The sequence below is a fragment of the Pseudomonas sp. NBRC 111133 genome (genome assembly GCF_001320605.1).
GTDB classification, from domain to species: domain Bacteria; phylum Pseudomonadota; class Gammaproteobacteria; order Pseudomonadales; family Pseudomonadaceae; genus Aquipseudomonas; species Aquipseudomonas monteilii.
In genome coordinates this window covers 84602-100776 of sequence record NZ_BCBJ01000001.1, presented here as the reverse complement: position 1 = coordinate 100776, position 16175 = coordinate 84602, and the positions used below count along the sequence as shown (strand labels likewise).

At 64.0% G+C, this 16175-nt stretch carries 12 protein-coding genes; 6 read left to right on the top strand and 6 right to left on the bottom strand.

Annotation, left to right across the window (positions count from 1 at the left end; genetic code table 11):
- Positions 1 to 55: 55 nt before the first annotated feature.
- The 3 genes from APH36_RS00475 to APH36_RS00465 all read right to left on the bottom strand — a co-directional run bounded on the left by APH36_RS00475 (position 56) and on the right by APH36_RS00465 (position 4157).
- The gene (locus tag APH36_RS00475; protein ID WP_060496995.1) at positions 56 to 904 is read right to left on the bottom strand and encodes a proline/glycine betaine ABC transporter permease; all 849 of its coding nucleotides are present in this window, start codon (positions 902 to 904) and stop codon (positions 56 to 58) included.
- Complete coding sequence (locus APH36_RS00470; RefSeq protein WP_060496994.1) at positions 901 to 1917, bottom strand: ABC transporter substrate-binding protein; 1017 nt, start codon at positions 1915 to 1917, stop codon at positions 901 to 903. Before APH36_RS00470 ends, APH36_RS00475 begins: the two co-directional genes overlap by 4 nt.
- 95 nt (positions 1918 to 2012) lie before the next feature.
- Positions 2013 to 4157 carry a methyl-accepting chemotaxis protein gene (locus tag APH36_RS00465; RefSeq protein ID WP_060496993.1) on the bottom strand — a complete coding sequence of 715 codons (2145 nt, stop codon included), beginning with the start codon at positions 4155 to 4157 and terminating at the stop codon, positions 2013 to 2015.
- 224 nt (positions 4158 to 4381) lie between these two features.
- Between APH36_RS00465 and APH36_RS00460 the strand changes: the two genes are divergently transcribed.
- On the top strand, positions 4382 to 5701 hold the full coding sequence (locus APH36_RS00460; protein ID WP_060496992.1) for a Na+/H+ antiporter family protein: 1320 nt from the start codon (positions 4382 to 4384) through the stop codon (positions 5699 to 5701).
- A 13-nt stretch (positions 5702 to 5714) separates the two neighbouring features.
- On the opposite strand, the gene APH36_RS00455 is transcribed toward APH36_RS00460, so the two are convergent.
- From APH36_RS00455 to APH36_RS00445, 3 genes are all read right to left on the bottom strand, one after another.
- The gene (locus tag APH36_RS00455; protein WP_060496991.1) at positions 5715 to 6722 is read right to left on the bottom strand and encodes a FecR family protein; all 1008 of its coding nucleotides are present in this window, start codon (positions 6720 to 6722) and stop codon (positions 5715 to 5717) included.
- A 272-nt stretch (positions 6723 to 6994) separates the two neighbouring features.
- Positions 6995 to 8764, bottom strand: a complete 1770-nt coding sequence (locus APH36_RS00450) for an acyl-CoA dehydrogenase C-terminal domain-containing protein (RefSeq protein WP_060496990.1) — start codon at positions 8762 to 8764, stop codon at positions 6995 to 6997.
- A 72-nt stretch (positions 8765 to 8836) separates the two neighbouring features.
- A complete protein-coding gene (locus APH36_RS00445) occupies positions 8837 to 10459 on the bottom strand; it encodes an acyl-CoA synthetase (protein WP_060496989.1) in 1623 nt (540 codons plus the stop codon).
- A gap of 195 nt (positions 10460 to 10654) precedes the next feature.
- Here APH36_RS00445 and APH36_RS00440 point away from each other — a divergent pair, with 195 nt between their 5' ends.
- From APH36_RS00440 to APH36_RS00420, 5 genes are all read left to right on the top strand, one after another.
- Complete coding sequence (locus tag APH36_RS00440) at positions 10655 to 12061, top strand: sensor histidine kinase (protein WP_060496988.1); 1407 nt, start codon at positions 10655 to 10657, stop codon at positions 12059 to 12061.
- Between the two features lie 14 nt (positions 12062 to 12075).
- Positions 12076 to 12708 (top strand): response regulator transcription factor, encoded by a 633-nt coding sequence (locus APH36_RS00435; protein ID WP_082426309.1) that lies wholly within the window; start codon positions 12076 to 12078, stop codon positions 12706 to 12708.
- 228 nt (positions 12709 to 12936) lie between these two features.
- Positions 12937 to 13410 (top strand): MarR family winged helix-turn-helix transcriptional regulator, encoded by a 474-nt coding sequence (locus APH36_RS00430; RefSeq protein ID WP_060496987.1) that lies wholly within the window; start codon positions 12937 to 12939, stop codon positions 13408 to 13410.
- 30 nt (positions 13411 to 13440) lie between these two features.
- Complete coding sequence (locus APH36_RS00425) at positions 13441 to 14634, top strand: HlyD family efflux transporter periplasmic adaptor subunit (RefSeq protein WP_060496986.1); 1194 nt, start codon at positions 13441 to 13443, stop codon at positions 14632 to 14634.
- A complete protein-coding gene (locus APH36_RS00420) occupies positions 14631 to 16160 on the top strand; it encodes a DHA2 family efflux MFS transporter permease subunit (protein WP_060496985.1) in 1530 nt (509 codons plus the stop codon). The genes APH36_RS00425 and APH36_RS00420 overlap by 4 nt, the downstream gene beginning before the upstream one ends.
- Positions 16161 to 16175 lie beyond the last annotated feature (15 nt).

Sequence of the window (16175 nt, the reverse complement as noted above, 5' to 3'; positions counted from 1 at the left end):
TTTCAAGCTGACAGAGCTGTATTCTCAGGCCCGACCCTATCGCCGGCAACACTGTTCAGCGCCCGTTGCGCCCATACGCCTGGCTGATCCGGTCAATCACCATGGCCAATGCGACAATTGCCAGCCCGGCCTCCACACCTTGCCCCACATTCAGCGTCTGGATCCCCACCAGTACATCCTCACCCAACCCGCGGGCGCCGATCATCGAAGCCATCACCACCATTGACAGGGCCATCATTACCGACTGGTTCAGCCCGGCCATGATGCTCGGCAGCGCCAGCGGAAGGGCAACACGCCGCAGGCGTTGCCAGCGGCTGGCCCCTAGACCGTGCGCGGCCTGTAGCAGCGAGGGGTCGATCTGGCTCAGGCCCAGTTCGGTCAAGCGCACCAGCGGCGGCAGGGCGTAGATCAATGTGGCAAACACGGCGGGCACCTTGCCCAGGCCGAACAGCATCAGCACCGGGATCAGGTAAACGAAAGCGGGCAACGTCTGCATCACATCCAGCACCGGTAACAGCAGCCGCTTGGCCAGTGGCCTGGCAGCCAGCAGAATGCCCAGCGGTATGCCCACCAGCACGCACAAACCGGTACTCACCAGCACCAAGGCCAAGGTTTGCAGCAGTTTGTCCCATAACCCGATCATGCCGATCAGGGCCAGCAGCGACATCAGCACCGCACTGCGCAGCAGGCTTCGGCTGGCGTGCCAGGCCAGCACGCCGACCAGCAGCAACAGCAGCCACCACGGCAACAGGCGCAGCAGGTTTTCCAGGCCTACCAGCAGTTGCAGCAACTGGTCGGAAACGCTACGCAAATGATCGCCGTAGTTCAGTACCAGCCAATCGACCAGCCGGTTGACGCTGTCGGCAAAGGAAAACTGCAAGGCCTGCGGGAAGCCGTTGCTCACAGGCTGCCCTCGACCTTGGCGGCGACTTCACTGGGCAGCCAGGCCTTCCAGACGTCACGGTTGTCACGCAGGAAGGTGAGGGCGGCATCGCGCGGCGGCGTGCGTTTTTCGCTCATGTCGGCCAGCGCCTTGTTGAGCCGGTCGATCGGCAAGTCGACCTGTTCGAACACCGTCACCAGGTCCGGGTAGCCTTCACGAAAGGCTTTGGACACGCCAATCGACAACTTCGCCGGCAGCGAACGGCTGCCCTGCGGGTTGGGGTTGCTGGCATCGGTGAGGGTGGCCCAGGCCTGGGCATCGAACGGTGGTTCTTCAAGCCGGATGAGCTTGTAGCGCCCCATCAATGGCGTCGGGTTCCAGTAGTAGAACAACACCGGCTGACCACGGCGAATGGCTGAGCCGATTTCGGCATCCATCGCAGCGCCGGAGCCACTGCGGAAGTTGGTGTACAGCTTGTCCAGGCCGTATGCCTTGAGCTTCTGGCTGTTGACCGTTTCCGACGTCCAGCCACTGGGGCTGTTCAGGAAGCGACCTTTGTCGGGTGACTCGGGGTCACGAAATACCTGCGGGTAACGCTTGAGGTCGTCGACATGGCGCAATTCGGGCGCCATGGGCTTCAGTTTGCGCGCGGCGTCCCCTTCGATTACATACGCAGGCACCCACCAGCCTTCCTCGGCATTCTTCACCGTATCACCCAGTGCGAATACCTGGCCTGCCTGCTCGGCTTTGACCCACGCCGGGCTGCGTCCGGCCCACTCTTCGGCGATCACTTGCAGGTCGTTGCGGGCCAGGGCCACCTCCATGCTGAGCGTGCTGCCGGGCAGGGTGTCTGTGGGGTAGCCGTAACCGCGCTCCACGATCAGCCGCAGGATTTCGGTGGTGAGGGCGCCGCTTTCCCAGCCGATGGCACCGAAATGGATGGGTGGGCGTTGTTCTGCCGAAGCAGCACTGTCAGTGCTTGCCAGGCATACGGCCAGCAGCAGGCCGGCCAGCAGTGTTGAAAGCTTCTTCATCCAGACCTCGTCGTTTGCCGCGCCTTGGGTGCAGGCAAGTGTAGACGACGAGGTTTGAGCGGTATTCAGGGCCGCACGAGGCGGCCCTGCCTGCCTCAGACGCGGAACTGGTCCATCAGCGCCTGCTGCTGGTTGGCCAGGCTGTTCAGCGACTGGCTGACCCGCGCCGACTCGTTGGCCTGGCCCGACAGCGACTCCGTGACATCGCGGATGGTCGCCACGTTGCTGTTGATTTCTTCAGCCACCGCGCTTTGCTCCTCGGCGGCCGAGGCGATCTGCAGGTTCATGTCGGTAATCACGCTCACCGCCTGACCGATACGCTGCAATGCCGTCACGGCCTGGCCAACCTGCTCCACGCCGCCCTGGGCCTGGCGATGGCTGTTGTCCATGGCGCCGACCACTTCGCGGGTGCCGGCCTGCAAGGCCTCGATCACCTGGCGGGTTTCTTCCACCGACTCCTGGGTACGCCGGGCCAGGTTGCGCACTTCATCGGCCACCACGGCAAAGCCACGGCCGGCTTCACCTGCGCGGGCAGCCTCGATGGCCGCGTTGAGGGCCAGCAGGTTGGTCTGCTCGGCAATCGAGCGGATCACCTCCAGCACCGAGCCGATCTTCTCGCTGTTCTGCGCCAAGCCCTGGACCTCGGCCATGGCGTCGCTCATGTTGGCGGCCAGGGCATCGATGCTGGTGGTGGTGTGGTCGATCACCGCCAGGCCCTCACGGGTGGCCTGGTCGGCGTCGCGGGCAGCCTGCGCGGCCTGGGCCGCGCTGCGGGCCACGTCCTGAGCGGTGGCGCTCATTTCGTGCGAGGCGGTGGCCACCTGGTCGACCTGGCGGTACTGCTGTTCCATGCCGGCGCTGGTTTCACTGGCAATGGCCGAGGACTGGTCAGCGGTACCTCGGGCGGCCTGCACCGAGCGTTTGACCTCGGCGATGGTCGGCTGCAGCTTGTCGAGGAAGCGGTTGAACCAGCCGGCCAGTTCGCCCAGCTCGTCCTGTTTCTGGTAGGTCAGGCGGCGGGTCAGGTCGCCTTCACCGCTGGCAATGTCCTTGAGCATGGCGGCCACGCCAAGGATGGGACGGGTAACGCCACGGGCCATCAGCCACACCATCAGCAGGCCGGCAATGGCTGCAACCAGGCCCAGGCCCAGCTCAAGCAGGGTGCCGCTGGTGTTCAGTGTGTCCAGTTCCTGCTTCAGCTTTTCGGCAGGCCCTGTCAGGGCGTTTTCCGGCACATCCAGCAGCACGCCCCAAGGATGGGCGTCGGGGATCGGCCGGAACGCGGCCAGCACTTTCAGGCGCTGCTGGTCGTGCAGGATGGTCATCTTGCCATCGGCCAGCTTGCGCACCAGCTCGGCGCCCTTGGTCGGGTCTACCTGATCGAAGCGCTGGGCCAGCTTGCTGGCGTCGGCGCTGTAGCCGGCCAGCAGGCCGACCGGGCTGAGGATGCCGACCGTGGTGCGGCCTTCGTACAGGCTGCGGCTGGCTTCCTGGCTCAGGGCCTGCAGGCTGTTGAGGTTGATGTCGATGGACAGGGTGGCAATGATCTTGCCGTTGACCGTCAGCGGGAAGACGATGCTGGTCATCAGCACCTGCTGGCCATCGATGTCGTAAAAGTACGGTTCCACCACGCACACCTTGCCGGTGGTGCGCGGGCACACCCACCAGGTGTTGGCCGGCTGGCCGCTGGGGCCGATCTCGGTGTTGGCCATGTCATGCTCGGGCAGCGCCATGGCGGTCAGCTGGCCGGCGCGTGGTTGCGACCAGTACAGGGCAAAGCGCCCAGTTTCGTTGCTGCCCAGCTCCGCCTTGCCGGCAAACAGGCTGTCCTTGCTGTCCAGTGCGTTGGGTTCGAACACCAGCGAGAGGCCAAGCAGGTCGTGGTTGGCCTGCAGTGCGGCGCGCACTTGGCGGGTCATGTCCTCGCGCAGGTCGAAGGCATCGAGAAAGCGCTTCTCCGCCTGTTCACGCAAGAACAACACTTGACGGGCGAAGCCGGCGCCGTACTGGTAGGCGTCCATGAACTGGCGGCGGATGTTCAACGCCTGCACCTCACCTTGCGATTCGATGCGCGACTGCGCCGCCTCGGTCAGCATTTGCATGCTGCTGGCCTTGACCAGGTCTGAGCTGTGGTCCATGCGGTACAGCGACAGGCCGACGAGCAAAGTGACGATGCCGGCCAGGCAGAGACCGGCGAGCAGGGTGATCTTCCACTGGATGGAAAGTTGTCGCAAAGGCATGGGGGGATCCCTTGTAATAAGAGTGTGGCTAGCGACTGTGTCGGCCGGCGCGGTTTTTTCTTTATTCAAACGTTCAATTTAATTGTTGCGGCCGCTTGCGCTCCCACAGGGGATCGCGTGTTCTTTTAAGCATTGGTAATGCGCCGCAACATGGCGCTTTTGACATCTGCCGCCCACTGCTTCAGAGTTCGCGCTTTTTTCTGTCGTAATGAGGTAAGCCAACCATGAATGCAGTGATCGCCGCGGTCGGCATCATGCTGATACTCAGCCTGTCCCGCGTGCACGTGGTCATCGCCCTGATCATTGGCGCCCTGGTCGGTGGGCTGGTCGGAGGGCTGGGCGTCGAAGGCACGCTCAAGGCCTTCAACGGCGGCCTGGGCGGTGGTGCCACGGTGGCTTTGTCCTATGCACTGTTGGGCGCTTTTGCCGTGGCCATCGCCAAGTCTGGCCTGGCCCATGCCTTGGCTGACCGTGCACTGGCCATGATCGATCGCCAGGGCCACGCCAATGGCGGCAAGGTCAAATGGCTGATGATTGGCCTGATGCTGGTGGTGGCGGTGTCGTCGCAGAATATCCTGCCCATCCACATTGCCTTCATCCCGCTGCTGGTGCCGCCGCTTTTGTATGTGCTGACCCGCTTGCGCATCGACCGCCGGCTGATTGCCTGCGTCATCACCTTCGGGCTGATTACCCCATATATGTTCCTGCCGGTGGGGTTTGGCAACATCTTCCTCAACGAAATTCTGCTGGCCAACGTTGCCCGTGCCGGTGTCGATGTGAGTGGCGTCAATGTGACCCACGCCATGGCCATCCCGGCGGCAGGCATGCTCGCAGGCCTGTTGCTGGCCGTCTTCATCAGCTACCGCAAGAAGCGTGACTACGACCTGGCCCGCATCGAGCAGGTGGAGCAGGTGAGCGTGCAGTACAACCCGCTGACACTGCTGGTGGCCGGGCTGGCAATCGCCGCAGCGTTCATCGTCCAGCTGTTGCTGGATTCGATGATCATCGGGGCCATGGTTGGCTTTCTGATTTTCTCGCTGTCGGGCATCGTCAAATGGAAGGACACCGATGACCTGTTCACCGAGGGCATGAAGATGATGGCCATGATCGGCTTCATCATGATTGCCGCTTCGGGCTTTGCCGATGTGATGAAGGCCACCGGCGAGGTGAAAAGCCTGGTGGAAACCTCGGCGCAGTGGATCGACCACAGCAAGGGCGTCGGCGCCTTGCTGATGCTGCTGGTGGGCCTGCTGGTGACCATGGGTATCGGCTCGTCGTTCTCCACTGTGCCGATCCTGGCCGCGATCTTCGTGCCGCTGTGCGTGCAACTGGGTTTCGACCCGCTGGCCACGGTGTGCATCGTTGGCACTGCCGGTGCCTTGGGAGATGCGGGCTCGCCGGCTTCGGACTCGACCCTGGGCCCAACCTCGGGCCTGAACGTCGACGGCCAGCATCACCATATCTGGGACACCGTGGTGCCGACCTTCATCCACTACAACCTGCCGCTGCTGGCGTTCGGCTGGCTGGCTGCGATGACCTTGTAAGGTGGGGAGGGCGTCAGCCCTTGTCGGGCGGCGGCGAGATGCGGTTGAGCACGGTGCTGCCGTCCTTGCTGCGGGTCAGGTAGACCGGCAGCACCTTGGGCAGGTTGTTGACCAGGCGCCCCACTTCACGGGTGTTGTAAATGCCGCTGATGCGGATGCGACCGGTGCTGGCATCGGCCAGCAGCAGCGGCGCGTCGAGGTAGCGGTTGATCACCGGCAGCGCCTGTTCCAGGCTCAGGTTGTCGAGCACCAGCTTGCCGCTGCGCCAGGCCAGGCTGTTGCTGTAGTCGTCGCTTTGCTCCAGTTGGGGCTCGAAATCGCCCTGGTGGTAGCTGGCCTGCATGCCAGGCCCAAGGCGATAGCCACCGGTGCTGCCGTCGCTGGACACCAGCACCGAGCCTTCCACCAGGGTGACCTTGACCTGGTCCTGGTATTTCCACACATTGAACTGGGTGCCGGTGACCCGTGTCTGGCCGCGACCGGCGCGCACGATGAACGGGTGGTTGCTGTCGTGCTGCACCTTGAAAAACGCCTCGCCGCGCTTGAGCGTGACCTGGCGCTGGTCCTTGTAGTTGAGGTAGGTGAGCTCGGTATTGAGGTTGAGCTGCACCGTGCTGCCGTCGCTCAACTCCACGGTCTGCATGCGGTCACTGGCTTCGAAGTGCTGGTAGTGGTTGGGCAGCCAACCTTGTTCCCAACCCACCCAGCCGGCCAGCGGCAGTACCGCCAGGGCGATGGCTGCGGCAGATGCCAGCGGGCGCCAGCTGCGTGGACGCGCAGGGTATCGGGCAGGCGGGTTGAACTCGACGACAGTGGCGGTGCGTGGCAACAGGTCGGCGGTTTGCCAGATTTCCAGCATCGCCTCGTATTCCTCGGCATGCCGCGGATCTGCCGCCAGCCAGCGGGCGAAAGCCTCGCGCTCGCCAGCCGTGCAGTCTTCGGCGTGCAGGCGCATGCACCAATGCGCGGCGGCGTCGGTGATGGCATCGTCTGGGCTGGGATTGAGGCGGTCGTGGTTCATTGCGGCTCCGGGTTTTGCGCATTCTACCCTTGCCAGAGGGCTCCCGAGAACCGACGTAATGGCGAATGACTATCAGTTGTGCCGTTTTTTCGTCGGATTTGCAACGGTTTTTCAGCGTTTGAGAACCCTTCGCGCACGTAAATGCAGGCTGAGATCCTTGGGGCTGCTGCGCAGCCCATCGCGACACAAGGCCGCTCCTACAAGGAGTCGCGCCGCCCCTGTAGGAGCGGCCTTGTGTCGCGAAAGGGGCGCAAAGCGCCCCAAACGTCCTATCAGAATTGCGCCGCCTTCAGCCCATAAAGGCTGTCACTACCCGCCCGAATACTGGCCTCAAGCCCCAACCCACGCGGCAAAACCCGTTGGAAAAAGAACGCCGCACACGCCAGCTTGGCCCCATGGAAGTCAGCGTCCTCGCCCTGCTTGGCCAACGCCACCGCCGCCATCCGCGCCCACATGTAGGCATATGCTGTCAGCCCGAACAGCTGCAAGTACTCTACCGCCACCGAGCTGACCAGATTGGCGTCCTCGCCGACACGCGCCCGCAGCCACGCACTGGTCGCCTCCAACCGCGCCAGGCTTGCCTGCAGGGCTTCGCGGTGCAACGGGGCATCCACGCTGAAACTCCGCACTTCGGCGGCAAAGCTGGCCAGCGCCTGGCCGCCGTCGGCCAGTACCTTGCGGCCGAGCAGGTCCAGGGCCTGAATACCGTTGGTACCTTCATAAATCTGCGCGATGCGCACGTCACGCACCCGCTGCTCCTGGCCCCACTCGCGGATATAGCCGTGGCCGCCATACACCTGCTGGCCAAGCACGCAGCTTTCCAGGCCGTTGTCGGTGAAAAACGCCTTGGCCACTGGCGTCAACAGCGCCACCAGGCGCTGGGCATGTTCGCGTTCGCCGGCATCTTCAGCGTAACGGGCCAGGTCCAGCTGCTGGCCAACGTAGGCGGCAAACGCCCGGCCACCTTCGGTGAGGCTGCGCATGGTCAGCAGCATGCGCCGTACATCGCCGTGGTGGATGATGGGGTCGGCCGCCTTGTCCTGCGCCTGCGGGCCGCTGGCGGCGCGGCTTTGCAGGCGTTCGTTGGCGTAACGGGCGGCGCTTTGGTAAGAGGCTTCGGCACAACCGATGCCCTGGATGCCGATAGACAGGCGCTCGTAGTTCATCATGGTGAACATGGCTGCCAGGCCCTTGTTCGGCTCGCCCACCAGGTAACCGATGGCACCATCGAAGTTCATGACACAGGTGGCCGATGCCTTGATGCCCATCTTGTGCTCGATCGAGCCGCAATGGGCGGCGTTGCGTACGCCCAGGCTGCCGTCGGCCTCGACCAGGTACTTCGGCACCAGGAACAGCGAGATGCCTTTGGCGCCAGCGGGCGCATCCGGCAGTTTGGCCAGCACCAGGTGGACGATGTTATCGGTGAGGTCCTGCTCGCCGCCGGTGATGAAAATCTTGCTGCCACTGATGTGATAGCTGCCATCGGCCTGGGGTTCGGCGCGCGTGCGGATCAGCCCCAGGTCGGTGCCGGCGTGGGGTTCGGTGAGGCACATGGTGCCCGCCCAGCGGCCTTCGTACAGGGGGGGCAAGTAAGTTGCCTTGAGCGTTTCGCTGGCGTGGGCATCGATGGCCAGGCAGCTGCCAGCACTCAAGGCCGAATACAGGCTGAAGCTGCAATCGGCGGCGTAGAGCATTTCTTCGAACAGTACGCCCAGCATTTTCGGCATGCCCATGCCGCCATACGCCGGGTTGCCGCCCAGGCCGACCCAGCCGCCTTCGCGGTAGGTGTGCCAGGCTTCGCGGAAACCGTCTGGCGTGGTGACCTGGCCTGCTTCGAAGTGCACGCCTTGTTCGTCGCCGTTGCGGCTGAGCGGGGCGATCAGCTGGCCGGTGACTTTGGCGGCTTCTTCGAGGATGGCGTCGGCGGTGTCGGCGTCGATGCGCTCGGCCAGGGCGGGCAGGCGGGCCCACAGGTCCGGGGCGTTGAATACGTCATGCAGGATAAAGCGCATGTCGCGCAGGGGGGCTGAATAGGTCGTCATCGTTGGCTCTTGAAGGGGAGAAATCAGGATTGACTTCTTCGCGGGCATGCCCGCGAAGAGGCCGCTACGGCTTCAGAGGGCTTTGGCCCGGTCGCGCAGCACGTACTTCTGGATCTTGCCGGTGGAGGTTTTCGGCAGCTCGCCAAACACCACGGTCTTGGGCACCTTGAACCCGGCCAGGTGCTCGCGGCACCAGCTGGTGATGTCGGCTTCGCGGGTGTCTTCCCGGCCAGGCTTGAGGGCTACGAAGGCGCATGGGGTTTCTCCCCATTTTTCATCCGGGCGCGCCACCACGGCGGCCTCGAGCACCGCCGGGTGTTTATACAGGGCGTCCTCGACCTCGATGGTGGAAATGTTCTCGCCACCAGAAATGATGATGTCCTTGAGTCGGTCCTTGATCTCTACATAGCCATCGGCATGCCACACCGCCAGGTCGCCCGTGTGGAACCAGCCGCCGCGGAAGGCTTCGGCGGTGGCTTCGGGGTTTTTCAGGTAGCCCTTCATCACCGTGTTGCCGCGCATGAAAATCTCGCCCAGCGTGTTGCCGTCGCGCGGCACCGGCTCGAGGGTTTGCGGGTCGGCGACCATCAGGCCGTCGAGGGTCGGGTAACGCACACCCTGGCGTGACTTGATGCGCGCGCGTTCTTCCAGCGTCAGTTCGTCCCACTCGTCATGCCAGGCGCACACGGTCACCGGGCCGTAGACTTCGGTCAGGCCGTAGGTGTGGGTAACCTGGATGCCCATTTCTTCCACGGCACCGATCACCTTGGCGGGTGGTGCGGCGCCGGCCACCATGGCCTGCACCGGGTGCTCGATGGCGGCCTTGGCGGCTTCCGGCATGTTGACCAAAGCGTTGAGCACGATCGGTGCGCCGCACAGGTGGCTGACCCGGTGTTCGCGGATAAGGTTAAGGATCTTCTGCGGGTCGACCCGGCGCAGGAAAACATGCGTACCGGCCAGGGCGGTGATGGTCCAGGGGTAGCACCAGCCGTTGCAGTGGAACATCGGCAAGGTCCACAGGTACACCGGGCGATGCCCCATGGCCCAGGTCATCTGGTTACCCAAGGCGTTCAGGTAGGCGCCGCGGTGGTGGTAGACCACGCCTTTTGGGTTGCCGGTGGTGCCGGAGGTGTAGTTGAGCGAAATGGCCTGCCACTCGTCATCCGGCCACTCCCAGGCATATTCCGGGTCGCCCTCGGCGAGTAGGGCCTCGTAGTCCAGCTCGCTGACCGCACGGCCTTCGCCGTACTCGGGATCATCCACGTCCACTACTAATGGCGGATGTTCGAGCAGCGCCAGGGCGGCTTCAATCACCGCATGGAACTCGCGGTCGGTGATCAGCACCTTGGCCTCGCCGTGCTGCAGCATGAAGGCGATGGCCTCGGCGTCCAGGCGTACGTTCAGGGTATTGAGCACGGCACCGGTCATGGGCACGCCAAAGTGGGCTTCGAGCATGGTCGGGGTGTTGGGCAGCATCACTGCCACGGTGTCGCCACGGCCGATGCCGCGGCCCACCAGGGCACTGGCCAGGCGGCGGCAGCGTTGGTAGGTGTCTTGCCAGTTGCGGCGGATGGCGCCGTGGATCACGGCGGGGTAGTTGCCGTAAACGGCAGCAGTGCGTTCGATGAAGCTTAGCGGGGTGAGGGCGACATGGTTGACGGCAGCGGGCATCAGGCCCTGGGCATAGATCGACATGCGGTAATCCTGTAAGGGAGGCAGGCGCAGCCTGTGCGCTTGGCCCCCGGTGGCTGATTGTTAGCTCTGTTCAGGGTGCGGGAAGGCGTACGGTAGGCCGCCTTCCTCTGTCGCAGTTTTACGCGAATCGCTATGGTAGTAGGAATATCGACTATAGCAATATAGTAAGACTACTATAACAACGAGCCGCCTATTGTGGACAAGAGCGCTTATCCCTTGCTCGCCAAGGACCCTCAACCCAGCCTGCTGCTGGCCGATGACGCCAGGCCGCTGGCGCTCAACCCCGCGCTGCAAGCCTGGGTAGATGAAGGCCCGGGGCTGGCCAGCTGGCTGCCGGCCAACTGCGCCGCGCTGGTACGTGCTTGCCTGCGCCAGCACCGGGCGATTGCCGATGTCGAAGTACAGGTGGGTGAGCGCATCGTGCTGTGGACGTTCATGCCTGATGACCAGGGCCAGCAGGTGCTAGGGCGCTGCCGTGACGCCAGTGAAGAGCGCCAAGGCGCGCGCGAGGCCAGCCGTGCACGGCGCTTGTATCGGTTGATCATCGAGAACACCACCGACCTGATCTCCCGGCACAGCCCCGATGGCCGCTTTCTGGATGCCTCTCCGGCCGCATTTCGCCTGCTCGGGTTGTGGCCCGAGCAACTGCGCGGCATGCCCATGCACAGCCTGCTGCACCCGCGCGAGCGGCGGCAGGTGCTGCGCCAGGCGGCAGCGGCGCTGGACCAGGATGGCTACCACACCATGACCTGCCGGGTACGCCAGGCTGCGGGCGGTTACCGCTGGTTCGAAATCGCCAGCCGGGCCATCCGTGAAACCTACACCGGCACGGTGGTGGAGGTGGTCAGCGTGTCCCGCGACATCACCTTACGCATCGAAGCCCAGGAAAGCCTGGCGCACAGTGCCCGGCTGGCCACCCTCGGCGAACTGGCCTCGGGCATCGCCCACGAGATCAACCAGCCGTTGGCTGCGGTGGTCAATTACGCCAACGCCAGCTTGCGCTACCTGTCGAGCATCGAGCGCGACCCGCAGGCCCGTGAGCGTGTAGGACAGGGGCTGCAGCGCATCAGCGAACAGGCCACCCACGCCGCTGAAGTGATCCGCCGGCTGCGTGCCTTCCTGCGCAAGGGGCCACGGAACCTGCAGGCGCTGGACGTGACCGAGGTCGCCGAGGAGGCCATGCGCTTGTGCGCGTGGGAGGCCGCGCGCGACCAAGTGACGGTGGAGCTGCGCATGAGTGCGCAACTGCCCTTGGTGTACGCCGACCGGGTGTTGCTGGAACAGGTTCTGCTCAACCTGTTGCGCAATGCCATCGATGCCAACCGCGAGCAGCAGGGCGAACGGCCGTCACGTATCCTGCTCGGCGCTGGGCGTGATGGCGACGGCGTGCTGGTCGAGGTGGCTGACCAGGGCCCGGGTGTGGAACCCGCGCGACTGGACGATATCTTCACACCGTTCACCACCAGCAAGGCCGACGGCCTGGGCCTGGGTTTGAGTATGAGCCGCAGCCTGATCGAAGGCTTTGGCGGCAGCCTGTGGGCGCGGGCGGGTGACAACGGCGGTCTGGTATTGTGCTGCCGCCTGGCGGTCAGCAGGGGATAAGGGGGGAGTTGAGGGTGCAAGCGAAAGTGTATGTGGTCGATGACGACCAAGGGATGCGCGACTCGACGGTCTGGCTGCTGGAATCTGTGGGTTTGCAGGCCTTGCCCTTTGTCAGTGGGCAGGCATTTCTCGATGCCTGCGTCGACGATGGGCCTGCCTGTGTGCTGCTGGATGTGCGCATGCCGGGGCTGGGAGGGCTTGCGGTACAGCAGGCAATGCGCGAGCGCGGCCTGGCGCTACCGGTAATCTTCGTGAGTGGCCATGCCGATGTGCCGATCGTGGTGCGTGCGTTCAAGGCTGGCGCCTGCGACTTCATCGAAAAGCCTTACAGCGACCAGTTGCTGCTCGACAGCGTGCAGGCCGCGCTGGAGCGCGCCACGCGTGCGCGGCAGGGCGATCAGGAATTGGCCCAGGTGCAGGCGCGTATCGACGGCCTGACGCCGCGTGAGCGTGACGTGTTCGTGCCGCTGGCCCAGGGGTTGAACAACCGAGAGATTGCCGAGCAACTGGGCATCAGCGTAAAGACCGTGGACCTCTACCGGGGGCGGGTGATGAAGCGTTTGCAGGCGGGCAGCCTGGCAGAACTGGTGGGCATGGCGATTGCCTGCGGGGCTGTTGCGGCACTTGGCCTGAGCGCACGATATTAACAGCAATCACAGATCCCTGTGGGAGCGGGCGTGCCCGCGAAACAAGCAGCGCGCAGGATGGCACGGGCTTCGCCCGTGTACGCGGGCGCGCCCGCTCCCACACTGAGAAGGGCGCTGGGCTTCAGATTTGCACATGAATCATGAAATTTTGAATAGCTACCTAATTAAAGCTTTGACATTCACTGCCTAGGCAGTAATATTTTCACACAATTACCCGAGCAATCCCCGATGGCCCATTTTTCCCCCGAAAACTTCCAGACCTGCGCCATCGGCATGTTGCTCGGCCGCGCAGCGATCCTGAAGGACCGCATTCTCGACTGGCACCTTGAATCAGAGGGCGTCACCGCCGCGCAGTTCAAGGTGCTGATCATCGTCACCCAGTACCAGGTGGACACCCCGGCCGAGCTGTGCCGCTACCTGGGTCTGGACAGCGGTTCGATGACCCGCATGCTCGACCGCCTCGAACAGAAGGACCTGATCGTGCGCAACCGCTGCGCCGACGACCGCCGCCAGGTGCGCCTGGCGCTCACCGCCGACGGCCAGCGCCTGGCGGACCGCCTGCCGGAAATTGGCGCCGCTGCCATGAACGAATTGTGCGGCGTGCTGGCACCGGAAGAGCTCAAGGCCCTGGAAGGCCTGCTGGCCAAGGTGCTGCTCAGTGCTGGCGACCCGTTGACGATCCGCCGTTTTGGCGACCGTTGAACCCTGTCACGAATTATCCAAGGTATTGTCATGGCCACTCCCGCAGACACCCCGACTCCCTCCGCCGCGCCCGAGCCGTCGCGCAAGCGCAAGGCCTGGCTGCTTGGCCTGGTGTTGTTGCTGATCCTTGCCGGTATCGGCACCTGGGCCTGGTACAGCCTGGTCGGGCGCTGGCACGAAAGCACCGACGATGCCTACGTCAATGGCAACGTGGTGGAGATCACCCCGCTGGTCACCGGCACCGTCACCAGCATTGGTGCCGATGACGGCGACCTGGTCCACGCCGGCCAGGTGTTGCTGCAATTCGACCCGGCCGACAGCGAGGTGGCCCTGCAGTCCGCCGAGGCCAAGCTGGCGCGCAGCGTACGGCAGGTACGCGGGCTGTACAGCAACGTCGACTCGCTCAAGGCTCAGCTGGAAACCCGCCAGGCCGAATTGCGCAAGGCACAGCAGGACTTCAACCGGCGCAAGGTGCTGGCCGACAGCGGTGCCATTGCCGCAGAAGAGCTGTCCCATGCTCGCGACGACCTGAGTGTCGCCCAGGCGGCCGTCAACAGTGCCCGCCAGCAACTCAGCACCAGCAGCGCGCTGGTCGATGACACCGTGGTGTCTTCGCATCCCGAAGTGATGGCTGCTGCTGCCGACTTGCGTCAGGCCTACCTCGACCATGCCCGTACCACCCTGGTGGCACCGGTGACCGGCTACGTGGCCAAGCGCACCGTGCAACTGGGCCAGCGCCTGCAACCGGGCACTGCGACCATGGCGGTGATCCCGCTGGACCAGGTGTGGATCGATGCCAACTTCAAGGAAACCCAGCTGCGTGACATGCGCATCGGCCAGCCGGTGCAGATCAGCGCCGACCTGTACGGCAGCGAGGTCAAGTACAGCGGCACGGTGGACAGCCTGGGGGCCGGTACCGGTAGCGCATTCGCTCTGTTGCCGGCACAGAACGCCACTGGCAACTGGATCAAGATCGTGCAGCGGGTGCCGGTGCGTATTCACCTCAGCCCTGACCAGCTCAAGGACCACCCGTTGCGCATCGGCCTGTCCACGGTGGTGGAAGTCGACCTGCACGACCAGAGCGGCCCGGCCCTGGCCCAGCAGCCGCCGCAGCAGGCCAGCTACACCACCCAGGTGTACGACCGCCAGCTGGTCGAGGCAGACGACCTGATTGCCCGGCTGATTCACGACAACAGTGCAACCGGCAAGACGGCCCAGCGATGAGCAACAACGCCGCTGCCCAGTTCACGCCGCCGAGCCTGTTGCTGACCACCATCGGCCTGTCGCTGGCGACGTTCATGCAGGTGCTCGACACCACCATCGCCAACGTGGCGTTGCCGACCATTTCCGGCAACCTGGGGGTGAGTTACGAGCAGGGCACCTGGGTCATCACGTCGTTCGCGGTGAGCAACGCCATCGCATTGCCGCTGACCGGCTGGCTGAGCCGGCGGTTTGGTGAGGTGAAACTGTTCATCTGGGCCACGCTGCTGTTCGTGTTGGCCTCGTTCCTGTGCGGTATCGCCCAGTCGATGCCGGAGCTGGTCGGCTTTCGCGTGTTGCAGGGGGTGGTTGCAGGGCCTTTGTACCCGATGACCCAGACCTTGCTGATTGCCGTGTACCCCCCGGCCAAGCGGGGGATGGCGTTGGCCCTGCTGGCGATGGTCACGGTGGTGGCGCCGATTGCCGGGCCGATTCTGGGGGGCTGGATTACCGACAGCTACAGCTGGCCGTGGATCTTCTTCATCAACGTACCCATCGGCTTGTTCGCCGCCGCCGTCGTGCGCCAGCAGATGCGTACGCGGCCTGTGGTCACCAGCCGCCAGCCGATGGATTACATCGGTCTGCTCACGTTGATCATCGGTGTCGGCGCGTTGCAGGTGGTGCTGGACAAAGGCAATGACCTGGATTGGTTCGAGTCTTCGTTCATCATCGTCGGCAGCCTGATTTCGGTGGTGTTTCTGGCCGTGTTCGTGATCTGGGAGCTGACCGACCGCCACCCTGTGGTGAACTTGCGCCTGTTCGTGCACCGTAACTTCCGGGTCGGCACCCTTGTGTTGGTCGGGGGGTATGCGGGGTTCTTCGGCATCAACCTGATCCTGCCGCAATGGTTGCAGACGCAGATGGGCTATACCGCTACCTGGGCGGGCCTGGCGGTGGCGCCAATCGGCTTGCTGCCGGTGATCATGTCGCCGTTCGTGGGCAAGTATGCGCACCGGTTCGACCTGCGGGTGCTGGCGGGGCTGGCGTTTCTGGCGATCGGTACCAGCTGCTACATGCGTGCGGGCTTTACCAGTGAGGTGGACTTCCAGCATGTGGCCTTGGTGCAGTTGTTCATGGGTATCGGTGTGGCGCTGTTCTTCATGCCGACCTTGAGCATTCTGCTGTCTGATCTGCCGCCGCACCAGATCGCCGATGGTTCGGGGCTGGCGACCTTCCTGCGTACGCTGGGGGGGAGTTTTGCGGCTTCGTTGACGACCTGGATCTGGATTCGTCGGGCGGATCAGCACCATGCTTACCTGAGCGAGAATATCAGCCAGTTCGACCCGGCTACCCGGCATACGCTGGAGCAACTGGGTGGGGCTAACCCGCAGAGCTATGCGCAACTTGAGCAGATACTCAATGGGCAGGCGTACATGATGTCGACGGTGGATTACTTCACCTTGATGACCTGGGTGTTTGCCGGGTTGATCTTGCTGGTGTGGTTTGCCAAGCCGCCGTTTACGGCCAAGGCGGCGTCGGCGGGGCATTGAGCTGGGCTAATAGGG

Excerpts from the sequence above, each read along its gene's own strand:
- APH36_RS00470 (WP_060496994.1), bottom strand. The coding sequence starts at position 1,917 with ATGAAGAAGCTTTCAACACTGCTGGCCGGCCTGCTGCTGGCCGTATGC.
- APH36_RS00465 (WP_060496993.1), bottom strand. The coding sequence starts at position 4,157 with ATGCCTTTGCGACAACTTTCCATCCAGTGGAAGATCACCCTGCTCGCC.
- APH36_RS00460 (WP_060496992.1), top strand. The coding sequence starts at position 4,382 with ATGAATGCAGTGATCGCCGCGGTCGGCATCATGCTGATACTCAGCCTG.
- APH36_RS00455 (WP_060496991.1), bottom strand. The coding sequence starts at position 6,722 with ATGAACCACGACCGCCTCAATCCCAGCCCAGACGATGCCATCACCGAC.
- APH36_RS00450 (WP_060496990.1), bottom strand. The coding sequence starts at position 8,764 with ATGACGACCTATTCAGCCCCCCTGCGCGACATGCGCTTTATCCTGCAT.
- APH36_RS00445 (WP_060496989.1), bottom strand. The coding sequence starts at position 10,459 with ATGTCGATCTATGCCCAGGGCCTGATGCCCGCTGCCGTCAACCATGTC.
- APH36_RS00430 (WP_060496987.1), top strand. The coding sequence starts at position 12,937 with ATGGCCCATTTTTCCCCCGAAAACTTCCAGACCTGCGCCATCGGCATG.
- APH36_RS00425 (WP_060496986.1), top strand. The coding sequence starts at position 13,441 with ATGGCCACTCCCGCAGACACCCCGACTCCCTCCGCCGCGCCCGAGCCG.
- APH36_RS00420 (WP_060496985.1), top strand. The coding sequence starts at position 14,631 with ATGAGCAACAACGCCGCTGCCCAGTTCACGCCGCCGAGCCTGTTGCTG.